The organism is Hymenobacter latericoloratus, from assembly GCF_014199535.1.
GTDB lineage: Bacteria > Bacteroidota > Bacteroidia > Cytophagales > Hymenobacteraceae > Hymenobacter > Hymenobacter latericoloratus.
Window position 1 is genome coordinate 1 of sequence record NZ_JACHNV010000003.1, and the last position, 25,633, is coordinate 25,633.

The window sequence follows — 25,633 nt, forward strand, 5'->3', positions numbered from 1 at the left end:
GAACACACACCCGCCAGCCACGTCACTTGGCTGCTATTGGCCAACATCACCTTGGGCCTGAACCGATGCCGCTGATTCCCCAACACCCTCTAAGTACCGCAGCCCCGAGCGGCCCTCCGCGGTGCGCATAGCGGCCGGGCGAACCCCGCAAGCCGTAGTGCTTACCGTGCAGGATAATGGGTTGGGCTTGAGTGAGTTGCAGCAGCGCCAGCTGTACGGGCTGTTTCAGCGCCTGCATACCCACGTGGAGGGTACGGGCGTGGGGCTCTACATTGTGAAGCGCCTGATAGAAAACGCGGGCGGCAGCATTGCGGTGCAGAGCGAAGTAGGGGTAGGCACCACGTTCACCGTCACGTTTCCGGCCTGATTGCCGGCCCACAAACCCTACCCATACACCTCGTAGGCCACCCGGAAGGTGTTGCAGTGGGCGTCCACAATGTCGCGGAGTTGCTCGGAGTAGCCCCCGCCCATACTCACGGCCACGGGCAGCTGGTGCTGCCGGCAGAGGCGCAGCACGTACTCGTCGCGGCGGCGGCAGCCGGCCTGGGTGAGGGCCAGCTTGCCCAGCTTGTCGGTGGCCAGCACATCTACCCCGGCCTGGAAGAAGATGAAGTCGGGGCGGGTTTGGGTTAGCAAAGGGGGTAGGGTTTCCTCCAGAATCCGGAGGTAGGTGGCGTCATCGGTGCCCAGGTCCAGGGCCACGTCCAGGTCCGACTGCTCTTTGCGCAGGGGGTAGTTGGCGCCGGCGTGCATGCTGAAGGTAAACACGCGCGGATCATCCCGGAAGATACTGGCCGTGCCGTCGCCCTGGTGCACATCCAGGTCTACTACCAGCACCTGCTGCACCAACTTGTGGTGCAGCAAATGGGCGGCGGCAATGGCAATGTCGTTGAGCACGCAGAACCCTTCGCCCCGGTCGCGGAAGGCGTGGTGGGTACCGCCGGCCAGACTCATACCAATGCCGTGCTCCAGGGCCTTACGCGCCGATTGCACCGTGCCGGCCGAGCTACTCAGGGAGCGGCGCACCAGCTCCGGGCTCTGGGGCAGCCCCAGGCGGCGCACTTCGGCGGGCGTCAACTGCAGGTCGCGGACGCGGTGCCAGTAGTCTTCGGAATGCACCCGCAGAATATCTTCTTCGGCGCAGAACCCCGGGTCGTAGAAATCCTCGGGCGGCGCAATGCCCTGCCACAGTAGCTGCTCCCGAATCAGGGCGTATTTGGCGATGGGGAAACGGTGGCCGGCGGGCAGCTGAATGCTGTAACGGTCAGAAGTAGCAAGGCAGGGCATGCGGGAATGGGCAGTAGCGGGGAGCTTGCTGTACGAAGAGAAGCCGAAAGAAGGCGAAGGGCCGATATCAGCCTGGTTAATCCGCCTCAACCTCTCCGTTAGTCTGGCTTAAATCGAGCAGCCACCGCGGCGGCTCGGCTTCCAGGGCCAAGGCTGCCACATTAAGCCAGGCCCCGGCCCGGTCAAGCACGGCCGAATCAGATGTCACGACGATATCCGGGGTGTCGGCCAGCACAGTATCGGGGTTCATGACTACCTCCACCGTCCAGGACAACCCGAGGGCGGGGCCCAGCTCCCGCAGGCGCGCCGCCAGCCGGCCGCTGTTAGACACGGGCTGATCCAGCAGCCACCGTACGGGACCGGGCGCCAGGGGGAGCAGGGCCGCCGCGGCCAGCCGAATGGCCCGGTCGGTTTCCTGCACGGCCCGGTAGGTGCCGTGTATGCTCGATAAGTCGCGCAGGGCGCCGTCGCGGCCGCGCAGCACCACGCCCCCACTCAGGGCCGTTTCCAGGGTAATCAGCAGGTTAAAGCCGTCGATAGAAACCGGACGGCCGCCCAGGGGAACCGCCGGGAGCTGGGTAGCTTGGCGCCGCTGGTACTGCTCATCGGTGCAGGCGGCCCGGCCCACGGCCCAGCGCTGCCGCTCGGTCAGGGCGTACCGGTCGCCGACTAGCTTGAGGGTAGCACTCGGTGGGTAGCCGCGCGTCAGGAGCCAGGACAACTCCCCAACGGCCTTACACAGCACAGGTACCCAATTGGGGGCAAACAGTTGGGTATCGGCCGGGTGGGGGCCCCGGTGGCGCGTGTCGGCAGGTCGCATAGGTGGCTTTGTGGACGGATAAATGGACAGCAAAGAAAGAACGTCATATCGAGCTTGCCGAGGAATTTCCCTGGCTGACGTTGCCAACGTATTTGACATGTCGAGCTGGTCGAGACATCTCGCTCGAATCGTTGGGTTAGTACCACAACGTCAGCACACGAGATGTCTCGACCAGCTCGACATGACGTTCTCAAGTACTTATTATTAAGTGCTTATACTATTGGTCAGGTGAGGCTACCCATCTACACACTTTGGCAAGAACTGAGGGGTAGCGAAGGCAGGATGCGCGGTAAAGCACCGGATTTCTTCGGCAACGGCGGTCCATCAAACTTACCATCTCACTACCTCGCCACCTAGTGCATGTTGCGCTCCTCAATCAGCTTGAAAAAGGCTTCCGCGTACGACTCGCCGATGGGAATGATGGCCTCGCCCATGTAAATGCGGTTTTTGCGGATGGAGTCGATGTGGGCCAGGGCCACGATGTAAGAGCGGTGCACACGCACGAAATCCTGGGGCGGCAGGCGGTCCTCGAAGGCTTTCAGGGAGTTGAGGGTTAGGATGGGCTTGGCGCCGGCGTAAATCTTGATGTAGTCCTTGAGGCCCTCCAGGTAGCGGATGTCGCGCAGGTTGAGGCGCTGGGTGTGGTAATCGGCCTTCACGAAGATGTAGTCGTCGGGCGGGGTAGGGTTGGGGGCGGGCGCGGGGGTAGGGGCCGGGGCGGCAGCCGGCTCGGGCAGCTGATGGGTGAGGCGGGCCTGGGCTTTCTGGGCCGCTTTCACGAACCGCTCGAAGGCAATAGGCTTGACCAGGTAGTCTACGGCGTTCAGGTTGAAGCCTTCCAGGGCAAACTGCTCGTAGGCGGTGGTGAAAATGACCAGGGCCTGGGGCTGCATGCTGCGCACGAATTCCACGCCCGTCAGGTCGGGCATCTGGATATCCAGAAACAGCACATCCACGGCTTCGCGCTGCAGCACCGTCATGGCTTCGAGGGCGCTGCGGCAGGTGCCCACCAGCTCCAGAAACGGCACGCGCTCCACGTAGCTGGTGAGCAGGCGCAGGGCCAGGGGTTCATCATCAACGAGCAGGCACCGGAGCATGGGCAAGGGTTAGGGTTAGTTCTACCAAAAATTCAGCGTCGGTTTCCTCTACGTGCAGGTGGTGGCGGCCGTCGGGGTAGAGCAGGTGCAGGCGCTGGCGCACGTTGGGCAGCCCAATGCCCGAGTTGGGGTCGGGGGCACCGGTGCGGGGAAAGCGCGAGTTCTGCACTGTAAACAGCAGGTGGTCTTCGCGCACCAGTACATTCACGGCAATGCGCGAGAAGTTGCGGGCGCTGATGCCATGCTTGAAGGCGTTTTCCACGAAGGGAATCAGCAGCATGGGCTCAATCAGATGCCCATCCAGTGGGCCATCGACGGTAAATCGAATGTCTACTTCCTCAGGGTCGAGGCGTAGGCGCTGCAGGTCGATGTAGGTGCGCAGGTACTCCGTTTCGCGGGCCAGCGGCACCCTCGCGGCGGCCGACTCATAAAGCATGTAGCGCATGAGCTGGGAAAGCTGCATGATGGCCTCCGGGGTATCATCGGACTTGAGCTGGGCCAGGGAATAAATATTATTGAGCGTGTTGAAGAGAAAATGCGGGCTTACCTGCGACTTCAGAAAGGCCAGCTCGGCGGTCAACTGCTTGTTTTCCAGCTCCCGCCGGGCACCTTCCGCATCAAACCACTCGCTGGTAATGCGCATGCCGCTGCTAATAATCCAGACCAGAATACCCATCAGCCACATGCCGTGCGGGGGTCGGGAGTAACGCATGGCGCCGGGCGGCGGCCCGTGGTGCAGGGGCTGCAGTACGCCAGTGATGCGGAGCAGCAAGGGCATATACAGCAGGGCCAGCAGCCCCAGGGCTACCAGGAAATAGAGCGTGAACTTCTTCCGGGCAAAAAGGCGCGGAATCAGCACGTAGTAATTCAGATAGAAGTAACCCGCCAGCTGCAACGGCAGCATCAGGTGCCGGGGCTGGAGCGGCGGCGGGTTGTCTGACAGCAGCCGCGGAATGGCCGCTACCCCCACCCAGGCCGCCACGTGCACAATCACGCGCAGGATCCGCTGACGGGTGGTTTTGTCTTGGTTGAACATGCAAGAGGGGCGTAGCTAAAAGCCGGTAAGAATACGAAGGGTACGAATAAACTCGTCATCCTGAGCATGTGGCGTATCAAGCCAGCGACGAAGGACCTTCTCACGTTTGGACAGGCTACGGGGCACTTGTCGTGTAAGCGTAAGAAGGTCCTTCGCTGCGCTCAGGATGACAGTCCTATTGTAGGGGCCGGCTAGCGGGTACCGCCGCCCTGAGGGCCGGGGCGGCGCATGCGCTCCTGCTTTTTAGCCTGGTACTGCTGAAACTGCTCGGGCGTGAGCACGCCCTGCAGCTTGGCATCGGTGCTTTCCTCCAGGCTACGCATTTGTTGCATGCGGGCCTGGCGGCCGGTGGTTTCGCCGCTGGCGCGCAGGCTCTTCATCTGCTGCATCTGTTCCTGCTGAATGGCAGCTACTTTGGTTTGCTGGTCGGCCGTGAAGTTCAGCTCCTTGGTCATTTCGGCCAGTAGGTTGCCGCGTCCGCCACGGCCACCACCCGGACCACCGCGGCCCTCGGCAGGGGTAGCAGCTTCGGCCGTGCCTTTGGCTTTCACCTTGTCTTTTTTGGCTTTGACTTTGGTTTTGGCGGGAGCCGTCTGGGCCAGGGCGACGGGAGCGGTAGCGCCGGCCAACAGGCCGAGCAGGAGGGAAGCTGCCAGAAACTTTTTCATGGAGTAGTACAGAGAGAAAGAAGAAGTGGAATGCTGATCTGGTTTGGTAGATCAGTGCACAAACCTACCCTGCGGCCTTCCTGACACACGAAAAACATCTACCAACTCCGCCGTTTCCTCGACGCTACCCCCACTGGGCTGCACAAAAGGGTGAACCAAGGCGGCCTACTCCCGCTCCCAGGGCTAACAGGCGGCTAGCTTACACAAGGCCATGCAAGTAACATAGTAGGCATATTCCTGCCATCAGGCGCTGATGAAGTAAATTGTCAACCGGTAAAAACTACTGCGGTATGGCTATTTGCGTTCCTGTTGTATATAAATTTGAATTTAAATCATTCTAAATAATTATTAAAAAGGCCGAATAGATAATCTAAAACGATATTTCCGTGTAGGATGAAAAATATTTTATAAAATTTTTGAACTCCTATTGTATAGTAGAAAATAACTTTTCTATCTTTGTCACGTTCAACAGCCCAAATACTAACGACTTTACGCCTTCCTCTGTCATGCGCTGCCACTTTAATCAATATATGCCATCACTCAGCAAGCTGGATCGGGAGATTCAGCCGGGGTTCGGCGCGCCAGCAGACAGGTAAGGTTTCTATCCTAGGACCATCCTCCGCAAAACGCCCGAATCCTGCCAGATTCGGGCGTTTTTGTTTTCTCTGTTACCCTATTCCTACTTCCTGCCATGTTATTCTTCCTACCCTCGCACTCCATTCTTACCGACGCTAATTGCCAGTTACCTTCAGGGGTAGCACGTTGGCAACACGGTAGTAAACCAGAGTAGCAACAGCAGCTAATGGCTACCTCTTACGCGCAAGTAAGCGCCGCATGAGCTCGAATTAGCTACCCTATTTTCCTGTTACTTTAAATAATAAACGCTGCCGATTTGTGGCGTAACGAGAAAATATTGCCTCTGTATTTTATGGGTTATTACTTAATAATTCACGTCGTGAATTATGCTGGGAAAATTATGCGCTCTTCTGAATAATAATTGCGAGTTGTTTATTCCAGCTACAAGCTCACATCTACTTCTCACTACCTGATCTTTTCATCCGATGCGTTTCAATTTACCCTTCCGCCGGCCTACCCCGGCTCCGGTGCTCAACCATGAGGGCGCACCGGCCTATACTCTCACTCCTGCGCTGGAACTGTACGCCGCCGTGGCTACCGCCGCCCTCAGCGACCAGTTCTATGAAACCGCCGACACCCGCTTGGTGCGGCTGCAGGAACTGGTAGCCCGCAACGACCCCGAGTTTGTGGCCTGCTTGGCCGTGTATGCCCGCGAAAAGCTGCATCTGCGCTCTGTGCCGTTGGTGCTAGCCGTGGAGCTGGCCCGCCGGCACCAGGGCACCAACCTGGTTAGCCGCCTGGTAGCCAGCGTGGTGCAGCGCCCCGATGAAATCACGGAACTGCTGGCCTACTACGCTCAGGCCAACGGTCGTACCGGCCTCAAAACCCTCAACCGCCTCTCCAAGCAGGTGCAGAAAGGGCTGGCTCAGGCCTTCAACCGCTTCGATGGCTACCAGCTGGCCAAGTACGACCGGGCCGGCGCCGTGCGCCTCCGCGACGCACTGTTCCTGGTGCACCCGCGCCCCGCCGACGAGACCCGGCAGGCCCTGTTCAACCAGCTGGTGGCTGGCACCCTGCCCACGCCTTACACCTGGGAAACCGAGTTATCGGCCCTGGGGCAGGTAGGCTTTGCCACGGAGGCGGAAAAAGCGGCCGCGTTCCGCCAGAAATGGACGGAACTGGTTGGCAGCGGTAAGCTGGGCTACATGGCCCTGCTACGCAACCTGCGCAACATTCTGCAGGCCGGCGTGCCCCCGGAGGTAGTAACGCAGGTGTGCGCTACCCTCGCCGATGCCCGGGCGGTGGCCCGTAGCAAGCAGCTGCCGTTCCGCTTCCTGGCCGCGTACCGCGAGGTGCTGGCCCTGGAAGAAGGCACGCTGAAGTCGGTGCTGGCGGCGGTGGGTTTGCGCCAGAGCCCGGTGCCGCAGGTGCTGGCCGCCCTGGAAGCCGCCATCGGCCACAGCGCCGCTAACCTCCGTGGGTTCGGCTCCGAAACCCGAGTAGTAGTGGCCTGCGACGTATCGGGCTCCATGCAGCAGCCCATTTCCCCACGCAGCAAAGTGCTGTACTACGATGTGGGCCTGGTGCTGGGAATGCTCCTGCAGAGCCGCTGCCAGAACGTGGTAACCGGCATGTTCGGCAACACCTGGAAGCGGCTGACGCTGCCCCGCGGTCCGGTACTCGGCAACGTGCAGGAGTTCTACAAGCGCGAAGGCGAGGTAGGCTACAGCACCAACGGCTACCTCGTTATCGAGGACTTGCGCCTGCGCCGGGAGGTAGTAGATAAAGTGATGCTGTTCACCGACTGCCAGCTCTGGAACTCCCACTTTAACGGCTCCAGCGTGGTCAAAGAGTGGGCGGAGTACCGGCGCACCGTCGCTCCGCAGGCCCAGCTCTACCTCTTCGACCTGGCCGGCCACGGCACCACGCCCCTGCAGGTACATCCCGAGCACGGCGCCGCCCTGATTGCCGGCTGGTCGGATAAGATTTTCGACGTGCTGGCGGCTCTCGACAACGGCGGCTCTGCCCTCACCGAAATCGAGCAGATCGAGCTGTAAGTCAAAACGAATGTGAACCACTATACAAGCTCGACATGACAGGTAAGGCTATGGTATTCTTAATATGAAGTATCCATTTACAAGAATTACTACCCCCTTACATCTATCTAAACTATGCGGCCCTGGGAGTGGCTTGCGGCAGCCCAACAGCGGTGCCACTCCCGGGTCACGTCCCGACAACCTGTACTCCCATGAACCGAGAAATACGACAACGCATAGCCCACAGCACCCTTGATGCTTTGCAGCGAGGTAGCTACGAAAACCCAGCCGGCCAATGGATAGACCTCCGGGAATACCAGCAAGCCGCCGAAACCGGCAGCCACTTGTACCGCCCCGAAGACGGTGCTGACCTACTGCGCGAGTTTGACCAGCCTGCGGGCGAGCCGGCCGAAGTGCGGGTATGTCCGGCTACTACCCTCGAAGCGGCCGCAGGCCTGGTGGGCCAGTTCGAGCGGGTCGGTTGCCTGAACTTCGCTTCGGCTCGCAACCCCGGCGGCGGGTTTCTGGGCGGGAGTCAGGCCCAGGAAGAAAGCCTGGCGCGCTCCTCGGGTTTGTATCCGTGCCTGACGCAGTTCAAGGAAATGTACCGCCACAACAGCCTTCCCGGCAGCACCGGCCTCTACAGCGACTACCTGGTGTACTCGCCCCAGGTGCCCGTGCTGCGGGGCGAAGCAGGGGAGTGGCTACCCCAGCCCTTCCAGTTGGATGTGCTGACGGCCCCGGCCGTAAATGCCGGCGCCCTGCGGCGCAACTCCCCGGAGCTGCTACCCCAGCTGGAGCCCGTGATGCGCCACCGCTTGCGGCTGGTGCTGGCCGCGGCCGCCCGCCACGGCGTGGAGGCGCTGGTCCTCGGGGCCTGGGGCTGCGGGGTGTTCGGCAACGACCCAGCGCAGATAGCTGGGCTATTTGCCGAAGCCTTAGCTGACCCGGCTATCCGGGGCCGTTTCCGCCGCCTCGACTTTGCCATTTTCGACCCCAAACCGCCCCACGCGGTACTAACAGCCTTTGAGCAGGAACTTCATTCTCTGATAGCGAAGGCCTAGTAGAAATACAAACACGGTAGTAAGGAAGTGGTCAGGTGCTACTACCCCTGCAAAGAGGCCTAAATCTATCTGAAGCGTAGATTTTTTACAGTTTTTCGCATATCATAATCACCCGTTGTCACGTTCATACCCATGAAGTTTTCTTTTAAGCTCCTCGTATAATAACATAACTACTCCCAGAAGCCACGGCTTCTACTGCTTGGGACGGCGGCTGACCACTTGATGGCTGCCGCCGGCCGGGGCGGCTCACCGCCGGAGCCCTGTGCTTCGGCGGACCGCTCCAAACCGGCTGACCTCTGCCCGTTTGGGTGCCGTAGGCAGGCGTTACTTCGTCTTGGTTGAATACGCCGGTACTCCCGGTGTAGGGTTCGATTCCCATCCCGCAGCTCCGGCTGCGGGGTACTCGCCGGCCGCTAGTTGCCCCAAACGCCGAGGTTCAGCCGAAAAATCACCCCGCCGGGTGTCGTAGCGCAGCGTTCCTTCGGGTCGCCCGTTCGATTCGGGCCAGTCCAACCCCGTTTTTACCTTGGGCTGTAGCTCAGCTGGTTAGAGCAGAACAGCCTTCGGGCCGGTCATTTCGCTGCTCGTTGGTTGCCCCGGCAGGTTACCTTTTTTCCGTGGGAGTGGGTGCCGTAACCAGGCCCTACTTCGCGCTCTTAACGCCCAGGTCGCGGGTTCGAATCCCGCTGGTGGCTGCTTCGGCAGTTGCTGTAGCTCAATCAGGTAGAGCAGGACAGTAGGCCCGGCGCTTGTTGCCCCACCCCCGCGGAAAACAACAAGGTGAGTGTCGTAGGAAAGCGGTACTTCGTCGGTTGGCCTTCTGTGGCCCGCGGGTTCGAATCCCGTCTTGCCCGTCCGCGGGTAAGTGGCTGAGTGGTTGAAAGCACCCAGTTTACAGAACGCTTTCCGTTTATTACCTCACCTCTAATATCATCTGTTCGGGTGCCGTAGGGCGGCCATACTTCGCATTTGCTTTGCCCGGGTCGTGGGTTCGAATCCCACCAGCTGCTACCCTCGGGTAGGGGCTGTAGCTCAGCTAGGTAGAGCAGGATACAGGGGCCGCCCGCCTGTTGCCCCGAACAGATATAATTGATTACTCCCGAGCGGCCGGCTGGTGTCGTAGGGCAGGCATACTTCGTCTGAAAAACCTAAGGGCTTGTCCGCTTTATTACTCTGACGGTTGCTCCTTTTTCTTCCGCTTTCGGATGCCGTAGGGTCGCGTTACTTCGGCCTGACTGCGGGTGCACACCCACCCCTCAGGATACGCCGCCCGCCCGTTGCTCCGTCGCCGGAAATTTCTTTCAAATACATTTTACCTCGCATGGCCTCACAACTACGCGGCAACGACCTTCGGCAGCTTGGCTTCCCGGAGGGTCGTGCCATCGGACTCGCGCTGGCGCAACTGCAGCGCAAACACCTCAAAAAACTCTCTCAAACCGACCAGCTCACGCTCCTGAAAAGCCTGCTGGCCGACCCTACTACCTACCTCACCCACCTCGACTGGAGCCACACGGCTGCCGCGTTGCTACCCCCGCCCAGCCGGCACATTGCCCTCTCCGAGCGCAAGGAATACGCCGTGTTCGGGGCCGAGTACATCGAGCAGGGCGCCATCCATCAGATGGAAACGGCCATGAAGCTGCCCGTTACCGTGGCCGGGGCCCTCATGCCCGATGCCCACCACGGCTACGGCCTGCCCATTGGCGGGGTGCTGGCCACCGATAACGCTGTAATTCCCTACGCCGTGGGCGTGGACATTGGCTGCCGCATGGCCCTTTCAGTATTTCCACTACCCCCGAAGTTTCTGGACCAGCGGGTGCAGGAGCTGCGCAAGCTGCTGCTGGAGTACACCAAGTTCGGTAACCGCGACGTATTCCGCCACGGTCAGAAGCTGGGCCACGCCGTCCTCGACCGTGCCGAGTTCCAGGAAATCCCCTTCCTGCGCAACAAGCTCGACACGGCCGCCGCGCAAATCGGCTCCTCCGGAGGCGGCAACCACTTCGTGGAGTGGGGCGTGGTCGACATCACCGACCCCAGCAACGAGCTAGGGGTGCCCGTGGGTCAGTATCTGGGGCTGCTTTCGCACTCTGGTTCCCGCGGCCTGGGCGCCAGCATCGCCAACCACTACACCAAGCTGGCCCAGGATACCTGCCAGTTGCCCGCCGAAGCCCGCCACCTCGCCTGGCTAAGCCTCGACACCGAAGCCGGGCAGGAGTACTGGGCCGCTATGAACCTAGCCGGTGACTACGCCTCGGCCTGCCACCACCAGATTCATCAGCGCCTGGCTAAAGCCCTCGGCGAGCGGCCCCTGGCCAAAGTGGAAAACCACCATAACTTCGCCTGGAAAGAGCGCCTCCTCGGCGGCCAGGAAGTGGTCGTTCACCGCAAAGGGGCTACCCCGGCTGGTAAAGGCGTACTCGGTATCATCCCCGGCTCCATGACGGCCCCCGGCTTCATTGTGCGGGGGAGGGGCGAGGCGGCCTCGTTGGCCTCCGCTTCCCACGGGGCGGGCCGGCAGATGTCGCGCACCCTGGCCAAGCAGGAATTGGGCGAGGCGGAGGTGCGCCGCTACCTCCAGCAACACGGCGTAGAGCTACTAGGCGGCGGTGTGGACGAAGCGCCCCAGGCCTACAAAGACATTCACCAGGTCATGCAAAGCCAAACCGAGCTGGTGGACATACTGGGTTCCTTCTCGCCGCGCATTGTGCGTATGGAGGGCGGCGTCTAGCTATCAGCAGGCGTCGGCAACGCAGTCGGAGTTGCCTGCTTCCCCGCCCACCAACATAAAAATAGCCCCAGTCCCGCTTCGCGTCGGGGCTGGGGCTATTCATATAAAGTCAGCAGAAACAGTTAGTGCGGGAAAGCTCAGGCATTATGGGCGATGACGCCGATGACGATACACTACTACCGGCTGGGCAGAGGCACCTGCGAACAAACCTGGCCCGTGGTTCGGCCGGGGAAAGGCGGGTAGTAAATCAGCCAGCAATAACAAGGCTACCGCAGTAGCCGCCAAGTTGGGGATAGAGCCGGAGGAATTCATAGGAGGCGGAGTAAAGCATACGGAATGTGAGCAGTTGCCTACGGCCGGTGTGTGAACCTGAGGAAGTATGGAATAGGGCGGGGAAGCTAGCACCGGCAGACACAAAAAGAGCCCTATAGTAACTAGCTCTTTTATATACGAAAACAAAGGTATTAATGGATTGGCAGGGTAGTGAAAATTTTGGTATGAACCGCGCTTGGCGCCCGATGAACAATGCTTTAATGCCTACTAATCAGCTAAAAGGCCAGGTAGAAATACTGCTTCGGGTAAGAGTTATAAATAGTATTTAATTTATTCTACTCACCCCAAAGCGGGCTGGGCAATCCAGTAATTAACCCCGCTTGATTGCCCCTTTGCGCCCAGTAGCTTCCGTTGAAGAGGAGGTTAGAATACGCTCTATTTCAGCTGCTTCCGCAAGTAGGGCAGCTTGCCGTGCCTGCAGCAAGGCCTGGGCACTACTGCCGCTGCGCAAAAGCTCCGCACGAGCCTCCGAGGCAAACTCATGCAGCCAGGAAGGAGGCGTGCTGCCAGCCGGGGCCACCACCGCCGTAAGGGTAGGAAGCGCTGCCAGCCGACGACGCGCCCATACGGCCCGTTCGGGCAGCCGGCGTAGCTCTGCCGCAAGCTGCTCGGCTCGGTGCTGGCACGTTTGCTGGTGCTGGCGCAAGGCGGCAGCATCTGGTGCCTCGGCGGCCGGTTCAGAGGGGGTAGCCTGCTGAGCCAGGGTAAGGGCTGCCTGGGGCAGCGACGCCCGCAAGGGGAGTCGGCGCACTCCGCGCTCTACCTGCGAGACCATGGCTTTGCCCAAGCACAGACAGCGGCCCAAACCTGCCTGGCTCAGGCCAAACCATGCCCGCAGAGCAGGCAGCAGGGTAAGTGGTTCAGTTTTCATTTTTGCGACACTGCTTTTCTCTATTCGTAACGTTGAAAAATGAGAAGCAGTTGCCTTGCTTAGTTGCTTTATAATTAACAAAAGTTAAAAATTATAAAGCAATAGCCTCGTCGCTTGCCGCCTTGGTGGGTGTAGTGTAGTCCCGGAGCCAGAACCCGCCCGAAGCAAGTGCACGGACTGAACCCGAAGCAGGCGCGTCAAGGTAAGAAAATAGAGGACACCTAGCGGCTGTTAGCTTCTTTAGCTAAGAGCTACTCCTGACAGAAAAATGGCCTTGTGACTGGCTTCCCAAATTAGTAAAGCTCTCAGCACAAGGAATTGGCCGCAGGTTCCTAGATTTCCGGCCGCTACTCCCGGTACGAGGGGTAGCGGCCGGCCATTCCCACGCGTCGGCCCCGCTCTGATTTCTCAGCTAGTATGACTACTTCCGCTATTAAGCGAACCGCTGCTGCCCGCTGGCAGGGCCGCGGCACGGATGGTGCCGGGCAGCTTACCACCGGCAGCACAATTCTGCAAGGCGCCCGCTACAGCTACCTCACCCGCTTCGAGGAAGGCATCGGGACCAACCCCGAGGAGCTGATTGCAGCTGCGCACGCGGGCTGCTTTGCCATGAAGCTGGCCTTCAACCTGCAGGCTGCTGGCTTTGCGGCCGACTACATTGACGCGCGCTGTGAAGTAGTGCTGCAGGATGGCTGTATCAGCGCCTCGCACCTAACAATAAGTGCCGGCGTACCGGGCCTGAACCTGGCTCGCTTTCAGGAAATGGTGGACGATGCCCGGCAGAACTGTCCCGTGTCGCAGGTGCTACGGGCCGATATTCACTGCACCGCTCACTTAACCCAATAGGGTAGGGGTAGTTTCGCTTGCTGCTAGGTTGCCGCAGGGGAGGAGGTGGCAGCAGGCGTCGGCTCCAGATATACGGCGTCGCCGACCCGGATGCGGCCGCCCTGTACAATGCGGGCCGTAAGACCCCCGTGTCCGCGCATGGCGTTGTAACCGCCCGGGCCCAGCTCTTCCTCCATGCGCGAGCAGGGGTGGCACTCGCCGGTGATATCCAGGATAGCCTCTTCGCCGATGCGGATGCGACGGTTTTTCAGGGCCAGCAGGTTCAGGCCGCTGACTACCAGGTTACGGCGGAGGCGGCCCGGCTCTACCGGCTCGGTGAGCCCCAGAAAGCCGGCCACGGCGGCCAGGTGCTCGTGCTGCACCAACGTGACCTGGCGCTTGCCGCCGGGTTTGGGGCGGGCGTGGTCGCCCAGCAAGTGGCGGTCGGTTTCCAAGGTGGCCTCGGGCACCGCCTGTAGGGGCTGGCGCCGGGCCGGGCGCAGCCCAATCCACTCTAGGCGGCCTACCTGCGGCAAGGTGCCCAGCAGCTGGGCGATAGTGGACTTGTCGTCGCCAACGAAAGGGAAAGGCATAGAAAGAACGTGAAAGGTGAAAAATACAAGGCCGGTGCGGCAAGCCTGCCGGGCCGCCAACCGGATTTCCGGGTGCCGGATGGCGCCGCTCAGGTTAGCCGCCCGCGCCAGCAGCACCAGGCTCAGCAGGACCCCTACCACCGTTAATCCGGCCATGGGCCGAGAGCGGCTAGTCAGCTGCAGCGTCACCAGCGCCAGTGCCCCGGCCAGAGCGGGCCGGGCGGGGCAGGCTCAATAAAGTGCTTCCGCCGCGGAGTCTGACCACCTGCCCAGGGCGGAACAAACCTAACAACGGTAGCGGCGCTTTTTGGTGCCTGCCAGGGGGTAGGCTTGGCCCGGCCCGGCTCAGTACGCTGTTGTGCAATACGGCTGGGCTGGTCGGGTAGTCGTTGGGGGAGTGAATAAGCCAAATCAGCAGCAAATATAAGCCCCCCGCTAACCCCGTGCGGGCTTATGCGTATGGTAACACGGCGGTACGACCTGCGTTGCCGCCTTCTACGCAAATCAATTTCCTGCAACTATCATGGCCAAAACCACCGCCAAAAATGCACCGGCTGCTGCCGCTGCCCCAAAAGCTTCGGCCGCCAAAAAGGCTGCCTCTGCCACTGCTCCGGCTGCCAACGGCCAGTCCGGCCCCAGCGTGCAGCCCATCCTCAACCAGCAGTTTAACGCCCCCGCGGCCCTGCAGAAGTACGGAACCGTGTCGCAGCGTCTGCCCATCGGCCTCGACACCCAAGTCCGCCAGGAAAGCGTGGAGATGCTCAACCAGATGCTGGCCGATACCTGCTCCATTCGCGACATGTACAAGAAGCACCACTGGCAGGTAGTGGGCCCCACGTTCTACCAGCTGCACCTGCTCTACGATAAGCATTATGAGGAGCAGGATGCCCTGATTGACATGATTGCTGAGCGCATCCAGATTCTGGGCGGCGTAGCCGTAGCCATGGCCGCCGATATTGCCGAAGTAACCAGCATCCCGCGCCCCCCGCGCGACCGGGAAGAGGCTCCCATCCAGGTGTCACGTTTGCTGGAAGCCCACCAGATCATCCTCAAAAACTGCCACGAGTTTGCCAAGCGCGCCGACGAATCCGGCGACGACGGTACTAACGATCTGATTGTGAGCAATGTATTGCGCACCAACGAAATGCAGGTGTGGTTTGTGTCAGAGCACGTAGTGGATACGCCTCTGGCCCGCGCCGAGTAAGTTCTCGCACATCAGCAGTATAAAAAGGCTCCCCTAAGGGAGCCTTTTTTATGCCCGGACCCACTGCCCGCAGACACCAGGCAGTGGGTCCGGGCGAAAAAATGCAATGTTTTTTCCGCCTGACAATGAGGTGGAAACCGCTTGAAAGGAGAAAATGAGGGGTCTGCCAGCGAAAAAATAGCCCCATGGATTTGGTCCCTTCCGCCTGAGGCTCTACTTTTGTCCTCGATTCGCCGCCTCAGTGAATCCAGAAGCTCCGGCTTTTGCTTTGTAAGAAGAGTGCTTGCCGTTATCTGCGCACGTGGTGAAACTGGTAGACACGCCATCTTGAGGGGGTGGTGCCTTCGGGTGTGGGAGTTCGAATCTCCCCGCGCGCACTCTCAGAAACCCTGCTTCAGCCCGCTGAAGCAGGGTTTCTGCATTTTAGAGCGACAAGGCGTGCTGCTTCCAGATCGGCCCTGGCGGCCACAGTAACAAGAACGTCATGCCGGGCTTGCAGAAACATTTTGTTGGCTGACTATTTAGAGTCGCTAACCTAGCGATTCAGACAAGATGCTTCGACAAGCTCGATATGGTGCATCAGCTATTCCGACTACCTATTCCGCTCGCTCAAAAGGGTTAGCAGGCACCACCAACAGCACGTTTTCGCGCTCCACTACTACCTGCCCGGCAATGGCGCCTTTGGGCTTGCGCACAAATTTCTTGGGGGTGTAGGTAACGGGACAGAGCGAATCATTCTTGCGGCGCGAGTACCAGGCGGCCAGCTGCGCGGCTCGCTCCAGCACCGGGGCGGGCACGGTGTGGCCCGGCCGCTGCCGGATGACCACATGGGAGCCGGTTACGTCCTTGGCGTGCAGCCACAGGTCGTCTTTGTGGGCGTAGCGCTGGGTGAGCAGGTCGTTGTTCTGGGCATTGCGGCCCACCAGAATAGTAAACCCGCTGTCTTCGAATACCTTGAAGGGCAGCTCCTGGGCGGCTTTGGCGGCCGTGGCCGGGTCGAGGCCGTGCTGCTTGCGCCACTGCCGGAGGGTTCGGAGGTCGCCGGGAGGTAGGGCGGCCAGCTCTTCCAGGCGCTCCAGGCACCACAGGGCCTCGGTTTCGCGGCGCTCGGCGCGGGCGCTTAGCTCCCGGGTTTCCAGCTGCTGATTTTTGGCCTTGCGGTAGAGGTTCTGGGCTGTGCGCTGGGGTGTTTTGGCGGGCTTGAGCTTGATGACGCGCGGTTGGTTGTCCTGGTAGAAATCGACTACCTCCACCTGCTTGGCACCGGCCGGAATCTGGCTGAGGTGAGCCATAATGAGGTCGGCGGTTTGGCGGTAGCCCACGGTGTTTTCCAGAGCGTGCAGGCGGCGCTGGGCGTGCTGGGCGCTGGTGGCGGCTTCGTCGGCGCGCTTTTCCAGCTGCTGGCGCACCTGGCGCAGCTCGGCCTCATAGGCGCGGCGGTTGAGCAGCAGCGGCACGAAGCGGCGCAATGCCCTGGTGGGGTCGGTGGCGGGCAGGGTCAGCTCCACTTCTCCCACGGGCAGCAAACTCAGGCGCGTGCGCCCATCCAGCCGGATAACGTAGAAAGCCGCCGGGTTTTCCAGCTCCTGCACCACCTCGCGCACCAATTGCCATTTAACTTCTAGCGGAGCTGGGTCGTAGCCGCGGGTATGCAAGTAGGCTACCACTACGTCGTTGAGGCTGGGGTAGGCTTTCAGCGGATTGCCCGTGGGGCTTGCGGCCTCGGCAGGGGTAGGGCTGATGCCAGGAGCCAGAGGCCGCAGTTCCGCATCGGCGGTGTAGCGCTGGTGAAACAGTTGGGCCTCGGCCTCGGGGGTAGTCCGGAAGATGGCATTGGGTCGGGTGCTGTAGAGCTTCAGCAGCAGGGTAGCACCGCCCTGGAAGGTAAACTGCAACACCCGGTCGTTCGTCCAGGCAGAAACTTCCGCCACCTGCTGGCCCAGCAGCTCCGGCAGCAGGTCCACGGAGTTCTGCCGCGCCCGGTGAAACGACTCGGGCAGGCTAATGAGCGGGCCCGCGGCGGCCAGCAGTACCCGCAGCCAGAATTCTTCTGCGCCATTGGTCAGGCCTAGCACCAGCTCGTCTTTCTCCTGCGAAAAGCACGCTACCACCGTGTAGCCGGCCAGTTGTTGAGTAAGAGCCGGGGCGAGCTGGCGCAGGAAGTAGTAGTTGGTGTGCACGATGGGCTACGTGATGAGAACGACAACCGGTGTATCCAAGTCAAGGACACTATTTCCGGTATAGCTATCAAATAAGGTGTAGAAGTGAGAATAGTATTTTTTGAAAAAATCCTGCAAATCTGTTCTCTTGAAGGATATAAAACGACTATAGCTATTAGCTTCCCACTCGAATGCCAAAAACAAATAAAGCTCGTCCCCCGGATACGACGTTGCCACATTCAATAAGAGGTGTACTAACTGCGTTTCGCCTCTATCGGCATATTCAAAAATAGATAATTCATAAAACGCCTCCTGGGAATTCGGTCCTATTTTTCGGCGCTTTTCTGTGTCGATGTACAAAAGCCTATCAATTTGCTGACACTCACAGAAAGACTGTAGTCCTGGACTAACCTCCAGATCTACCGAGAAATCATCGACGACAGCTTGGTGATTTAGACCTTCGATGCTATCGATAACATTTGCTACCCAAGCAGCTAGGTTGGGAGAAGAATCAGACCGAAAGCCAAATGCACAAAAACTAGACATCAGATTTCACCGCCTATACCACCACCCGCAATCCATCATAGGCCAGCTTGATGAAGCTGGGCAGCTCGGCTTCAATTTCGCGGTGGCGGCCCAACTGGTGGCTGATGTGGGTGAGGTAGGCGCGGGTAGGGGCCAGGTCCTCCAGAATATCAATGGCTTCCTGCAGGGTGAAGTGCGAAATGTGCTGCTCGTGGCGCAGGGCATTGAGCACAATTACCTCGGAGCCGCGCATGCGCTCCAGGGCCTCGGGGCTGAGGTAGTTGGCATCCGTCACGTAGGTGAAGTTCTCCACCCGAAAGCCCAGAACGGGCAGCTTGTAATGTAGCGCCCGAATAGGCTGAAACTCCACGCCTTCCACCCAAAAGCTATCGGTGTCGCTGAGGATGGGGTGCACCTGCACCTGCGGGATGCCGGGGTACTTGTGCTCGGCAAAGATGTATTCGTACTCGCGCCGGAGCTGGTCGAGCACGCGGGGCTCGGCGTACAGGGGCATATCCTGCTGCTGGCGGAAATTATAGGCCCGAATGTCGTCGAGGCCGCCGGTGTGGTCCTTGTGCTCGTGGGTGAACACCAGCGCATCGAGGTGGTTGATGTGCTCCCGCAGGGCCTGCTGGCGGAAATCAGGGCCCGAATCAATAATGATGCTCTTGCCCTGCACCTGCAGATGCACCGACACGCGCAGACGCTTGTCGCGGTAGTCCACCGAGCGACATACCACGCAGGAGCAACCAATAACGGGCACGCCCTGCGACGTGCCCGTACCAAGGAAGGTAATTTCCATAGGGGGTAGGGGCTTAGGATTTGTAGTCCCAAACCCCATCAGTTAACCAATGTACTGCTTCACCACACGCACCAGAGCGTCAAAGTCGAGGGGTTTGGGCAGGTAGTCGGTTACGCCGGCCTCCCGGAACTGCTCCATGGAGTAGTTGTTGGCGTTGCCGGTAATGGCAATAACCGGAATCTTGGCGATGCGCGGATCGGAGTGGCGGCGGATTTCGCGGGTGCATTCCATGCCATCCTTCACGGGGATGTTGATATCCATCAGCACACAGTCGATGGGCTGGCTCTCTACCTGCTTGATGACTTCGCCGCCATTCTTGGCCGATACGATACGGTATTTCTGGAGTTCCAGAATTTTTTTAGTCAGGTTCAGGATAACGGAGCTGTCCTCAGCAATCAGAATCGTCTTAGAGTCGGCCATGAGGGAGTAAGGTTGGGGTAGTTCAGTGAGAGGGTTATAAGTTCGTTTTCAGGGAGTTCGCTCAGAAGTTCCGGGCGAATGGCCGCCTACAGGGCTTGCGTTAGAGAAGGGTACGCAGCCTTGAATTGTGCAAAGTAATCAAGCAGACGTTGAAATTCCGCCGGTGTTGTATCCGTACGGCCGTTTTTCAACTCATGTTCTAACGCTTTGGCACATTCTGCCATTTCCTGAATCCCCAACGTGAAGCCCGTGCCCTTTAACTGGTGCAAATGGGGTAGGATCTGCTCATACTGCCCGTCGGCCACCAAGGCAGCGGCCTCCTGCAGCACCTGCTCGGCTTCCTGCTCGAAATCCTGGTAGAGCCCGGCCGCGAATTCGCCGCCGCCCAGCTGCCGGAGCTGTTCTACAATTTCCAGGTCAATGGGTGGGTTGGTGGCGGGAGCTACTTCCTCAGGCGTGCCGGCAATACCGGCTTCGGCCTCAGCAGCGGCCGTGGCCCGGCCTGTCGTCCAGCGGCGCAGAATGGCGTAGAGGTCCTGGCTTTTCACCGGCTTCGAGACGTAGTCGTCCATGCCCTGCTGCACAAACCGCTCGGCATCCTCCTTCATGGAGTAAGCCGTCATGGCCACAATGGGCGGACTGGCCGCCCCCAGGCGCTGCCGGATTTCCTGCATGGCCGTGACGCCATCCATTTCGGGCATCTGGATGTCCATGAAAATCAAATCGTAGCGGGCTTTAGGGGCCGTGGCCCGGCTGATGGCCTCAAATCCATCGGAAGCCACCACAATGTTGCAGCCCAGCTTATCGAGCAGGCGGGTGGCTACCTTCTGGTTGATGGGGTTGTCATCAACGAGCAGCACCCGCGGGGCCGACTCAAAGCGGACCACTTCCTGGGGCCGCTCCCGGGCCGTGAGGCGTTCCTGCACAATTTCCTCCTCGTTGCGGGCTACCTGGCAGCGGATAGTGAACCAGAACGTAGAGCCGTCGCCGACGTTGGAGTACACCCCAATTTCGCCCCCCAGCAGCTCGGCCAGCTGCTTGCTGATGGCCAGGCCCAGGCCCGTGCCGCCAAAGGCCTTGGTAGGGGTAGTGTCGAGCTGGGTGAAATTGGTGAAGAGCAGCTTTTCGTTTTCCTCTGATATACCAATGCCCGAGTCCTGCACCGCAAAGCGCAGGGTGTGCTCCTCGCCATCCGTCACCGTGGAGGACACAATGATGCTTACCGTGCCCGAAGACGTAAACTTGATGGCGTTGGAAGTGAGGTTGCTCAGGATCTGGAGCAGGCGCGTTTCGTCGGTAATGATAAAGCGCGGCGTGTGCGGGGTGATGTGGTAGGTAAAGGTGAGGTGCTTCTGGTTGGCCCGGTTGGCAAACAGGGAGTGAATCTTGTCCAGGGTGTAGTGCAGGTCAATCCCCGACTCGCTGAGCTGGAGCTTGCCGGCCTGAATTTTCGACAGGTCCAGAATGTCGTTGAGAATGGCCAGCAGCGCATCCGACGACTTGCGCAGGGTATCCACGTACTCCTCCTGTTCCTCGGAGGCCACGGTCTGGTGCAGCAAATCAATCATGCCGATGATGCCGTTCATGGGCGTACGCAGCTCGTGGCTCATGTTGGCCAGGAACAGCGTTTTGGCCTCCAGGGCCTGCTCGGCGGCTTCCTTGGCCTGGCGCAGGTCGTCCTGCATTTGCTTCAGCTCCGTAATGTCGCGGGCAATGCCCTCGGTGCCCCCGCCGGCCCCGTCGCCTACCTGCCGGGCGTTTACCAGCACGCTCACGGCGTGGCCGGCCTTGTGGCGCATGGCAATTTCGAAGTTGCGGGCCACGCCGTTCTGCCGCACGCTTTCCAGCAGGGAAATACGCTGCTGCGGATACATGTAAAACTCGCCGATGTAGTGTCCCAGGGCTTCTTCCGGGGTGTAGCCCAGGATGTCGCGCACGGAGGGGCTCAGCAGCGTGAGCATACCTTCGCCGTCGGTGCGGTAGTACACGTCCTGGAACGACTCGAAAATGGCCCGGAATTTTTCCTCCTGAGCGGCCAGCTCCAGCTGGGAGCGTTTTTTGTCGGTGATGTCGTGGGCAATGCCCGAAATTTCCTCGAAGGAGCCGTCGTCGAGGTAAATCGGGTTGAGGTAGATTTCGCGCCAGGTGTCCTGGCCGCGGGCGTCGCGCAGGCGCACCTCAAAGCGCTGCGGGTGGCCCTGGAAGGCCTTGCGGTAATTTTCAATGAAGGCGCGGCGGGCTTCCTCTTCCATCAGGGCCACGTCGGCCTGCCACAGGTTCACGTTCAGGGCCGGGTACACGCCATTGCGGCGCAGGAAGTAAGCGGCGTAGTTGCGGTTAAAGGACGACAGGCGGGAGTGCGTATCCACCGACCACATCAGGTGGGAGCCGCTCTCAAAGATGGCGTTCAGGCGGGCGTTCTGCTTCTGAATCTGCACCTCGTTGCGCTTGCGCTCAATGGCCAGGGCTACCTGGTTGGAAATAAAGTGCAGAATCTCAATGTCGGCGGCCGTATAGGCATCGGCTTTCTGATAGTCCTGCACGGCAATCACCCCAATAATCCGCTCCCCAATGCTCAGGGGTGAGCAGAGCATCACTTCCGGCATCAGCCCGTAGGCCGTGATGGTGCCACTCTGAATCAGCTCCTGCAGGTCGTCGCGCAGCAGGTACTGGGGCCGCCCCGTCCGGATGATGTACTCCGAGATGCCCGAGGAGAAGGGCCGGGCCATCATGCTCTGGTCGCCCTGGGCGTTCTGGTCCACGAAGTAGGCGAACTGCAGCTGGGTGCGGGCCTCATCGCAGAGGGCAATGTAGAAGTTGTTGGTTTCGATAATCTTGCTCAGCTCCCGGTGAATGGCCCCGTAGAGGGAGTGCAAATCCTTGGAGCTGATGGCCAGGTTGGCAATGCTGTAGTACACCTTCTGCAGGCGCTCGGCCTTGATGCGGTCGGTGATGTCGTGCAGAATGGCGCGGGTGCTCACCGGCTCCCCGTCCTGCCAGGAGCAGCTAATGGAGCCAATTAGGTGCACCGGCTTGCCCGATTTGGTCAGGAAAACGGTTTCCAGCTTATTGACTTTCTCGCCCTTGTACAGGTTGCGCAGCTGGTAGAGCAGCTTGGACTTGTAGTAAGGGTGCACCACATCCGAGAGGCTCAGGTGGGGCAGGTCGTGGTCGTCGTAGCCCAGCTTCTCCTTCCAGGCTTTGTTCACGAACAGAAACCGGTTGTCGATGCTCAGGTTCTGAATCAGGTCGTGGGCATTGTCGAAGAAATCCTGGAGGCGGTTGCGGTTGTCGGTGAGGGCGCGCACGGCCACCTGTTTGTCGGTGATGTCGCGGCCCACAAACAGAATGCCCGTGATGGTGCCCTGCGTGTCCCGCTCGAACTCCGAGTGCCAGAAGAAGGTGCGGCCCTGCCCGGAAATGGTGAGCAGGGAGCGTTCAAAGAAATCCTGGAGCTGCTCATCTTCAATGGCCCGCTGGAAAGCAAAGCGGCGGGGCTCCTGCTCCGTGGCGGGCGCAAACAGCGAAAAATATTCCTTGCCGTACAGAGTGGCGGCCGGGCGGCCGGTCAGCTCACAGAAATACTCGTTGATGTCCTGAATCCGGGCTTCGCGGTCTAGCAGCAGGTAGCACATACCCGCCCGGCTAAGCACGTCGCGGAACTGCCCGCGCGAAAAATCGGCCAGTTGAGCGCTCGTTGAGTCCAGCAGGTGGGCAGAAGCCGCCGGTGCTGCCGGCACATACGGAGCCACGTCGCGCAGGGTCAGCAGCACCAGCGAGGTTTCGCCCACACCCAGGCGGCTCAGGGTAGCCCAGGCCGCCAGGCTTACCCCGTCGGTGCGGCGGCCACTCCAGCGCAGAGAAGCCCGTTCCTCGGTTTGCAGGCAGCGGATAACCTGCTCGTGCAGCTGCTGCTCCGAAACAAGCTGGTTGGCCGGGGCCGGATCGGGGCTCACGGAAAAAGCCATGAGTCCGGCGCCCAGCAAGATGGGACGGGTAGTACCCAGGTAGTGCACCGCCCGCTGGTTGCAGTCGAGCAATGCGCCCGCGGAGTCATATAGCAACAGGCCGTCGAACGATTCTTCGAACAAAGCCCGATATACGTCGGCTGACAAGCCAGACCCCTGGGAGGGAGCCGCTGCCGTTGTATTCGGAAGTGTATTCATGGAATAAGGAGGATGCGCGGGAGCAATGCGGCCGGTGGCCGGCACCAAATGAAGTTCTTAAATTTGCGACAATTCCTGAAATTACTGCCTTTTTTCACCCAGGACCTTGCCTTCTACCGTGCCGCTTCGTCTGGTTTTCACCGTTACTACGGATTTGAATTACGACCAACGGATGCAGCGTATCTGTGGTTCCCTGGCCCGGGCCGGCTACGACGTGGTGCTGGTAGGCCGGCAGTGGCCGGCCTCGGAGCCGCTCACGCCCCAACCGTACCAGCAGCACCGCCTGCACTGCCGCTTTACGCGGGGCAAACTGTTTTACCTGGAGTACAACCTGCGCCTGCTGGGGTACCTGCTCGGGTGCCGGGCCGCCGCCTGGTGCGCCATCGACCTGGATACGGCCCTGCCCGTATGGCTGCGGGCCCGCCTGGGCGGTCAGCCTTTCCTGTATGATGCCCACGAGTTGTTTACCGAAACGCCGGAGGTAGTGGCCCGCCCTCGGGTGCAAAGCCTGTGGCGGCGGGTGGAGCGGTTTATTGTGCCGCGGGCTACCCGGACCTACACCGTGGGGCCGGCGCTGGCCCGCCTGCTGGAGCAGCGCTACGGCCGGCCGTTTGGGGTGGTGCGCAACATCAGCCGCCTGGCCGAAGCGCCGCTGCCGCCCGCCCCGGTGGCAGCCCCGGAAAACGGATTTATCCTCTACCAGGGCGCCCTCAACGTGGGCCGGGGGCTGGAGCAGCTGCTGGAAGCCATGCCTCACGTAAACGGGCGGCTGGTGCTCTGCGGGGAAGGCGACTTGTCGGGGGCGCTACGGACGCGGGCCGCCGAGCTGGGCCTGCTGCAAACCGGCCAGGTAGAGTTTCGCGGGTACGTGCTGCCCGCCGCCCTCCGCGAGCTGACCCGCCAGGCCACGGTGGGCGTTATGCTGCTCGAAAACCAGGGCCTGAGCTATTATTACTCCTTGGCCAACAAGTTCTTCGACTACCTGCACGCCGGCATTCCGCAGGTGGTCATCGACTTTCCCGAGTATCGGGCGCTGACCGAGCAGTACCCCGTCGCCGACCTGGTGGCCGACCTGCAGCCCGCTACCCTGGCCGCCGCCCTCAACCGCCTGCTGCCCGGCGGCGACGCCGCCCATTACCACCGCCTCGCCGCAAGCTGCCGCCACGCCCGTCTGGAGCTGAACTGGCAGCAGGAGGAAGCCCGGCTGCTGGATTTATACCAGGCAGTGGTAGGAGGGAAGAGGGTGCATGGTGAACCGTGACAGGTGACAGGGAAACCGTCATGCGAAGCCTCTTGCTCGGGTCGTTCTGGTAGGGCCTCACCCCCTCCGGCCCGCCCTCCAAGGGAGAGGGAAGCCCCCCGATTGAGTTAGCCAGAGGCAGAGATGTTTCGACTCCGGCTGCGCCTCCGCTCATTAGGACTGTGCTTTTCACCCGCCCCCACTTACCTCCTCCCTTTTACTTGTCACCTGTCACCTGTCACTTTTCACCTCATCACCTTTTCGCATGCTCGCTGAACTCTTTGCCGCTACCCAACCTACGCTCCTGGTAATTACCGGGCCCACGGCCGTAGGCAAAACAGAGTTGTGCGTGCGCCTGGCCCGGCAGCTGGGTACCGAAATCGTGTCGGCCGACTCGCGGCAGTTCTTTCGGGAGCTGACCATCGGCACGGCCAAGCCTACCCCCGCGGAAATGCAAGGGGTGCCGCACCACTTTATCAACTCGCACAGCATTACGGAGGAATACAACGCCGGGCGCTTTGAGCAGGACGCCTTGGCCTTGCTAACTCAGCTGTTTCAGCGGCACCGCGTGGTTATCCTGACGGGCGGCTCGGGCCTGTACCTGCAGGCCGTTACGGAAGGCCTCGACGAGCTGCCGGCCGTGCCGCCCGAGGTGCGCCAGCAGCTGCGCACCGAGCTGGAAGCCCACGGCCTGCAGCCCCTGGTGGCCGAACTCGCCCGCCTCGACCCCGTTGCTCACGCCCGCCTCGACCGCCAAAACCCCCAGCGGGTGCTGCGGGCCCTGGAAATCAGCCGGGGCACCGGGCGGCCATTCAGCTCTTTCCACGGTGGAAAATCGGCCGAACGGCCCTTCCGGCCGGTGAAAATTGCCCTAACCCGCGAGCGGGAGGAACTGTACCGGCGCATCGATGAGCGCATGGACCAGATGCTGGCCGCCGGGCTGGAAGAAGAAGCCCGCGGCCTCTACCCCCACCGCCACCACAATGCCCTCCAGACGGTAGGTTACCAGGAGCTGTTCGGTTACTTCGAGGGGCACTACGACTACGCCGAGGCCGTGCGCCTGCTCAAGCGTAACTCCCGCCGCTACGCCAAGCGCCAGCTCACCTGGCTCCGCCGCGACGCGGAGTATCAGTGGTTTCATCCGGAAGAGGTGCAAAGAGTAACTGAGTAGCTGAGGGAAGTGTCA

19 protein-coding genes, 1 tRNA gene and 1 pseudogene are annotated in these 25,633 nt (G+C 60.6%); 9 read left to right on the forward strand and 12 right to left on the reverse strand.

Features of this window, described 5'->3' with window-relative positions; genetic code table 11:
• Positions 1 to 112: 112 nt before the first annotated feature.
• A pseudogene (locus tag GGU46_RS10525) lies at positions 113 to 367 on the forward strand (ATP-binding protein); the annotation flags it as partial.
• 17 nt (positions 368 to 384) lie between these two features.
• Here the strand turns inward: GGU46_RS10525 and GGU46_RS10530 are convergent.
• From GGU46_RS10530 to GGU46_RS10550, 5 genes are all read right to left on the reverse strand, one after another.
• Entirely contained in the window at positions 385 to 1,287 is a 903-nt protein-coding gene (locus tag GGU46_RS10530) for a histone deacetylase family protein (protein ID WP_183403515.1), read from the reverse strand.
• A gap of 76 nt (positions 1,288 to 1,363) precedes the next feature.
• Positions 1,364 to 2,107 carry a DUF434 domain-containing protein gene (locus GGU46_RS10535; RefSeq protein WP_183403516.1) on the reverse strand — a complete coding sequence of 248 codons (744 nt, stop codon included), beginning with the start codon at positions 2,105 to 2,107 and terminating at the stop codon, positions 1,364 to 1,366.
• A 353-nt stretch (positions 2,108 to 2,460) separates the two neighbouring features.
• A complete protein-coding gene (locus GGU46_RS10540; protein ID WP_183403517.1) occupies positions 2,461 to 3,204 on the reverse strand; it encodes a LytR/AlgR family response regulator transcription factor in 744 nt (247 codons plus the stop codon).
• Complete coding sequence (locus tag GGU46_RS10545) at positions 3,182 to 4,240, reverse strand: sensor histidine kinase (protein WP_183403518.1); 1,059 nt, start codon at positions 4,238 to 4,240, stop codon at positions 3,182 to 3,184. Before GGU46_RS10545 ends, GGU46_RS10540 begins: the two co-directional genes overlap by 23 nt.
• 191 nt (positions 4,241 to 4,431) lie before the next feature.
• Positions 4,432 to 4,908 (reverse strand): hypothetical protein, encoded by a 477-nt coding sequence (locus GGU46_RS10550; protein WP_183403519.1) that lies wholly within the window; start codon positions 4,906 to 4,908, stop codon positions 4,432 to 4,434.
• Positions 4,909 to 5,969: 1,061 nt separating this feature from the next.
• On the opposite strand from GGU46_RS10550, the gene GGU46_RS10555 reads away from it, so the two are divergent.
• The 3 genes from GGU46_RS10555 (at position 5,970) to GGU46_RS10565 (ending at position 11,309) form a co-directional block, all read left to right on the forward strand.
• The gene (locus GGU46_RS10555) at positions 5,970 to 7,541 is read left to right on the forward strand and encodes a TROVE domain-containing protein (RefSeq protein WP_183403520.1); all 1,572 of its coding nucleotides are present in this window, start codon (positions 5,970 to 5,972) and stop codon (positions 7,539 to 7,541) included.
• Positions 7,542 to 7,732: 191 nt separating this feature from the next.
• Complete coding sequence (locus GGU46_RS10560) at positions 7,733 to 8,584, forward strand: TIGR02452 family protein (RefSeq protein WP_183403521.1); 852 nt, start codon at positions 7,733 to 7,735, stop codon at positions 8,582 to 8,584.
• Positions 8,585 to 9,905: 1,321 nt separating this feature from the next.
• Complete coding sequence (locus GGU46_RS10565; RefSeq protein WP_183403522.1) at positions 9,906 to 11,309, forward strand: RtcB family protein; 1,404 nt, start codon at positions 9,906 to 9,908, stop codon at positions 11,307 to 11,309.
• A 643-nt stretch (positions 11,310 to 11,952) separates the two neighbouring features.
• Here GGU46_RS10565 and GGU46_RS10570 read toward each other — a convergent pair.
• Positions 11,953 to 12,513 carry a hypothetical protein gene (locus GGU46_RS10570; RefSeq protein ID WP_183403523.1) on the reverse strand — a complete coding sequence of 187 codons (561 nt, stop codon included), beginning with the start codon at positions 12,511 to 12,513 and terminating at the stop codon, positions 11,953 to 11,955.
• Between the two features lie 417 nt (positions 12,514 to 12,930).
• Here GGU46_RS10570 and GGU46_RS10575 point away from each other — a divergent pair, with 417 nt between their 5' ends.
• The gene (locus GGU46_RS10575; RefSeq protein ID WP_183403524.1) at positions 12,931 to 13,359 is read left to right on the forward strand and encodes an OsmC family peroxiredoxin; all 429 of its coding nucleotides are present in this window, start codon (positions 12,931 to 12,933) and stop codon (positions 13,357 to 13,359) included.
• A 23-nt stretch (positions 13,360 to 13,382) separates the two neighbouring features.
• On the opposite strand, the gene GGU46_RS10580 is transcribed toward GGU46_RS10575, so the two are convergent.
• A complete protein-coding gene (locus tag GGU46_RS10580; protein WP_317171903.1) occupies positions 13,383 to 14,087 on the reverse strand; it encodes an MOSC domain-containing protein in 705 nt (234 codons plus the stop codon).
• 367 nt (positions 14,088 to 14,454) lie between these two features.
• Here GGU46_RS10580 and GGU46_RS10585 point away from each other — a divergent pair, with 367 nt between their 5' ends.
• Entirely contained in the window at positions 14,455 to 15,135 is a 681-nt protein-coding gene (locus GGU46_RS10585; protein WP_183403525.1) for a Dps family protein, read from the forward strand.
• Positions 15,136 to 15,430: 295 nt separating this feature from the next.
• Positions 15,431 to 15,512 (forward strand) — tRNA-Leu (locus GGU46_RS10590).
• 219 nt (positions 15,513 to 15,731) lie between these two features.
• On the opposite strand, the gene GGU46_RS22455 is transcribed toward GGU46_RS10590, so the two are convergent.
• The 5 genes from GGU46_RS22455 to GGU46_RS10615 form a co-directional block, all read right to left on the reverse strand.
• Complete coding sequence (locus tag GGU46_RS22455) at positions 15,732 to 17,315, reverse strand: NFACT RNA binding domain-containing protein (RefSeq protein WP_183403526.1); 1,584 nt, start codon at positions 17,313 to 17,315, stop codon at positions 15,732 to 15,734.
• A 6-nt stretch (positions 17,316 to 17,321) separates the two neighbouring features.
• Entirely contained in the window at positions 17,322 to 17,840 is a 519-nt protein-coding gene (locus tag GGU46_RS10600) for a hypothetical protein (protein WP_183403527.1), read from the reverse strand.
• Positions 17,841 to 17,853: 13 nt separating this feature from the next.
• On the reverse strand, positions 17,854 to 18,621 hold the full coding sequence (locus tag GGU46_RS10605; protein ID WP_183403528.1) for an MBL fold metallo-hydrolase: 768 nt from the start codon (positions 18,619 to 18,621) through the stop codon (positions 17,854 to 17,856).
• 42 nt (positions 18,622 to 18,663) lie between these two features.
• The gene (locus GGU46_RS10610) at positions 18,664 to 19,041 is read right to left on the reverse strand and encodes a response regulator (protein ID WP_110978142.1); all 378 of its coding nucleotides are present in this window, start codon (positions 19,039 to 19,041) and stop codon (positions 18,664 to 18,666) included.
• Between the two features lie 86 nt (positions 19,042 to 19,127).
• Positions 19,128 to 23,207, reverse strand: a complete 4,080-nt coding sequence (locus GGU46_RS10615; RefSeq protein ID WP_183403529.1) for a PAS domain S-box protein — start codon at positions 23,205 to 23,207, stop codon at positions 19,128 to 19,130.
• Positions 23,208 to 23,313: 106 nt separating this feature from the next.
• On the opposite strand from GGU46_RS10615, the gene GGU46_RS10620 reads away from it, so the two are divergent.
• Positions 23,314 to 24,468, forward strand: coding sequence for a glycosyltransferase (locus GGU46_RS10620; protein WP_183403530.1), 1,155 nt, complete (start codon positions 23,314 to 23,316; stop codon positions 24,466 to 24,468).
• A gap of 244 nt (positions 24,469 to 24,712) precedes the next feature.
• The gene (miaA, locus tag GGU46_RS10625; protein WP_183403531.1) at positions 24,713 to 25,618 is read left to right on the forward strand and encodes a tRNA (adenosine(37)-N6)-dimethylallyltransferase MiaA; all 906 of its coding nucleotides are present in this window, start codon (positions 24,713 to 24,715) and stop codon (positions 25,616 to 25,618) included.
• Positions 25,619 to 25,633: the final 15 nt, after the last annotated feature.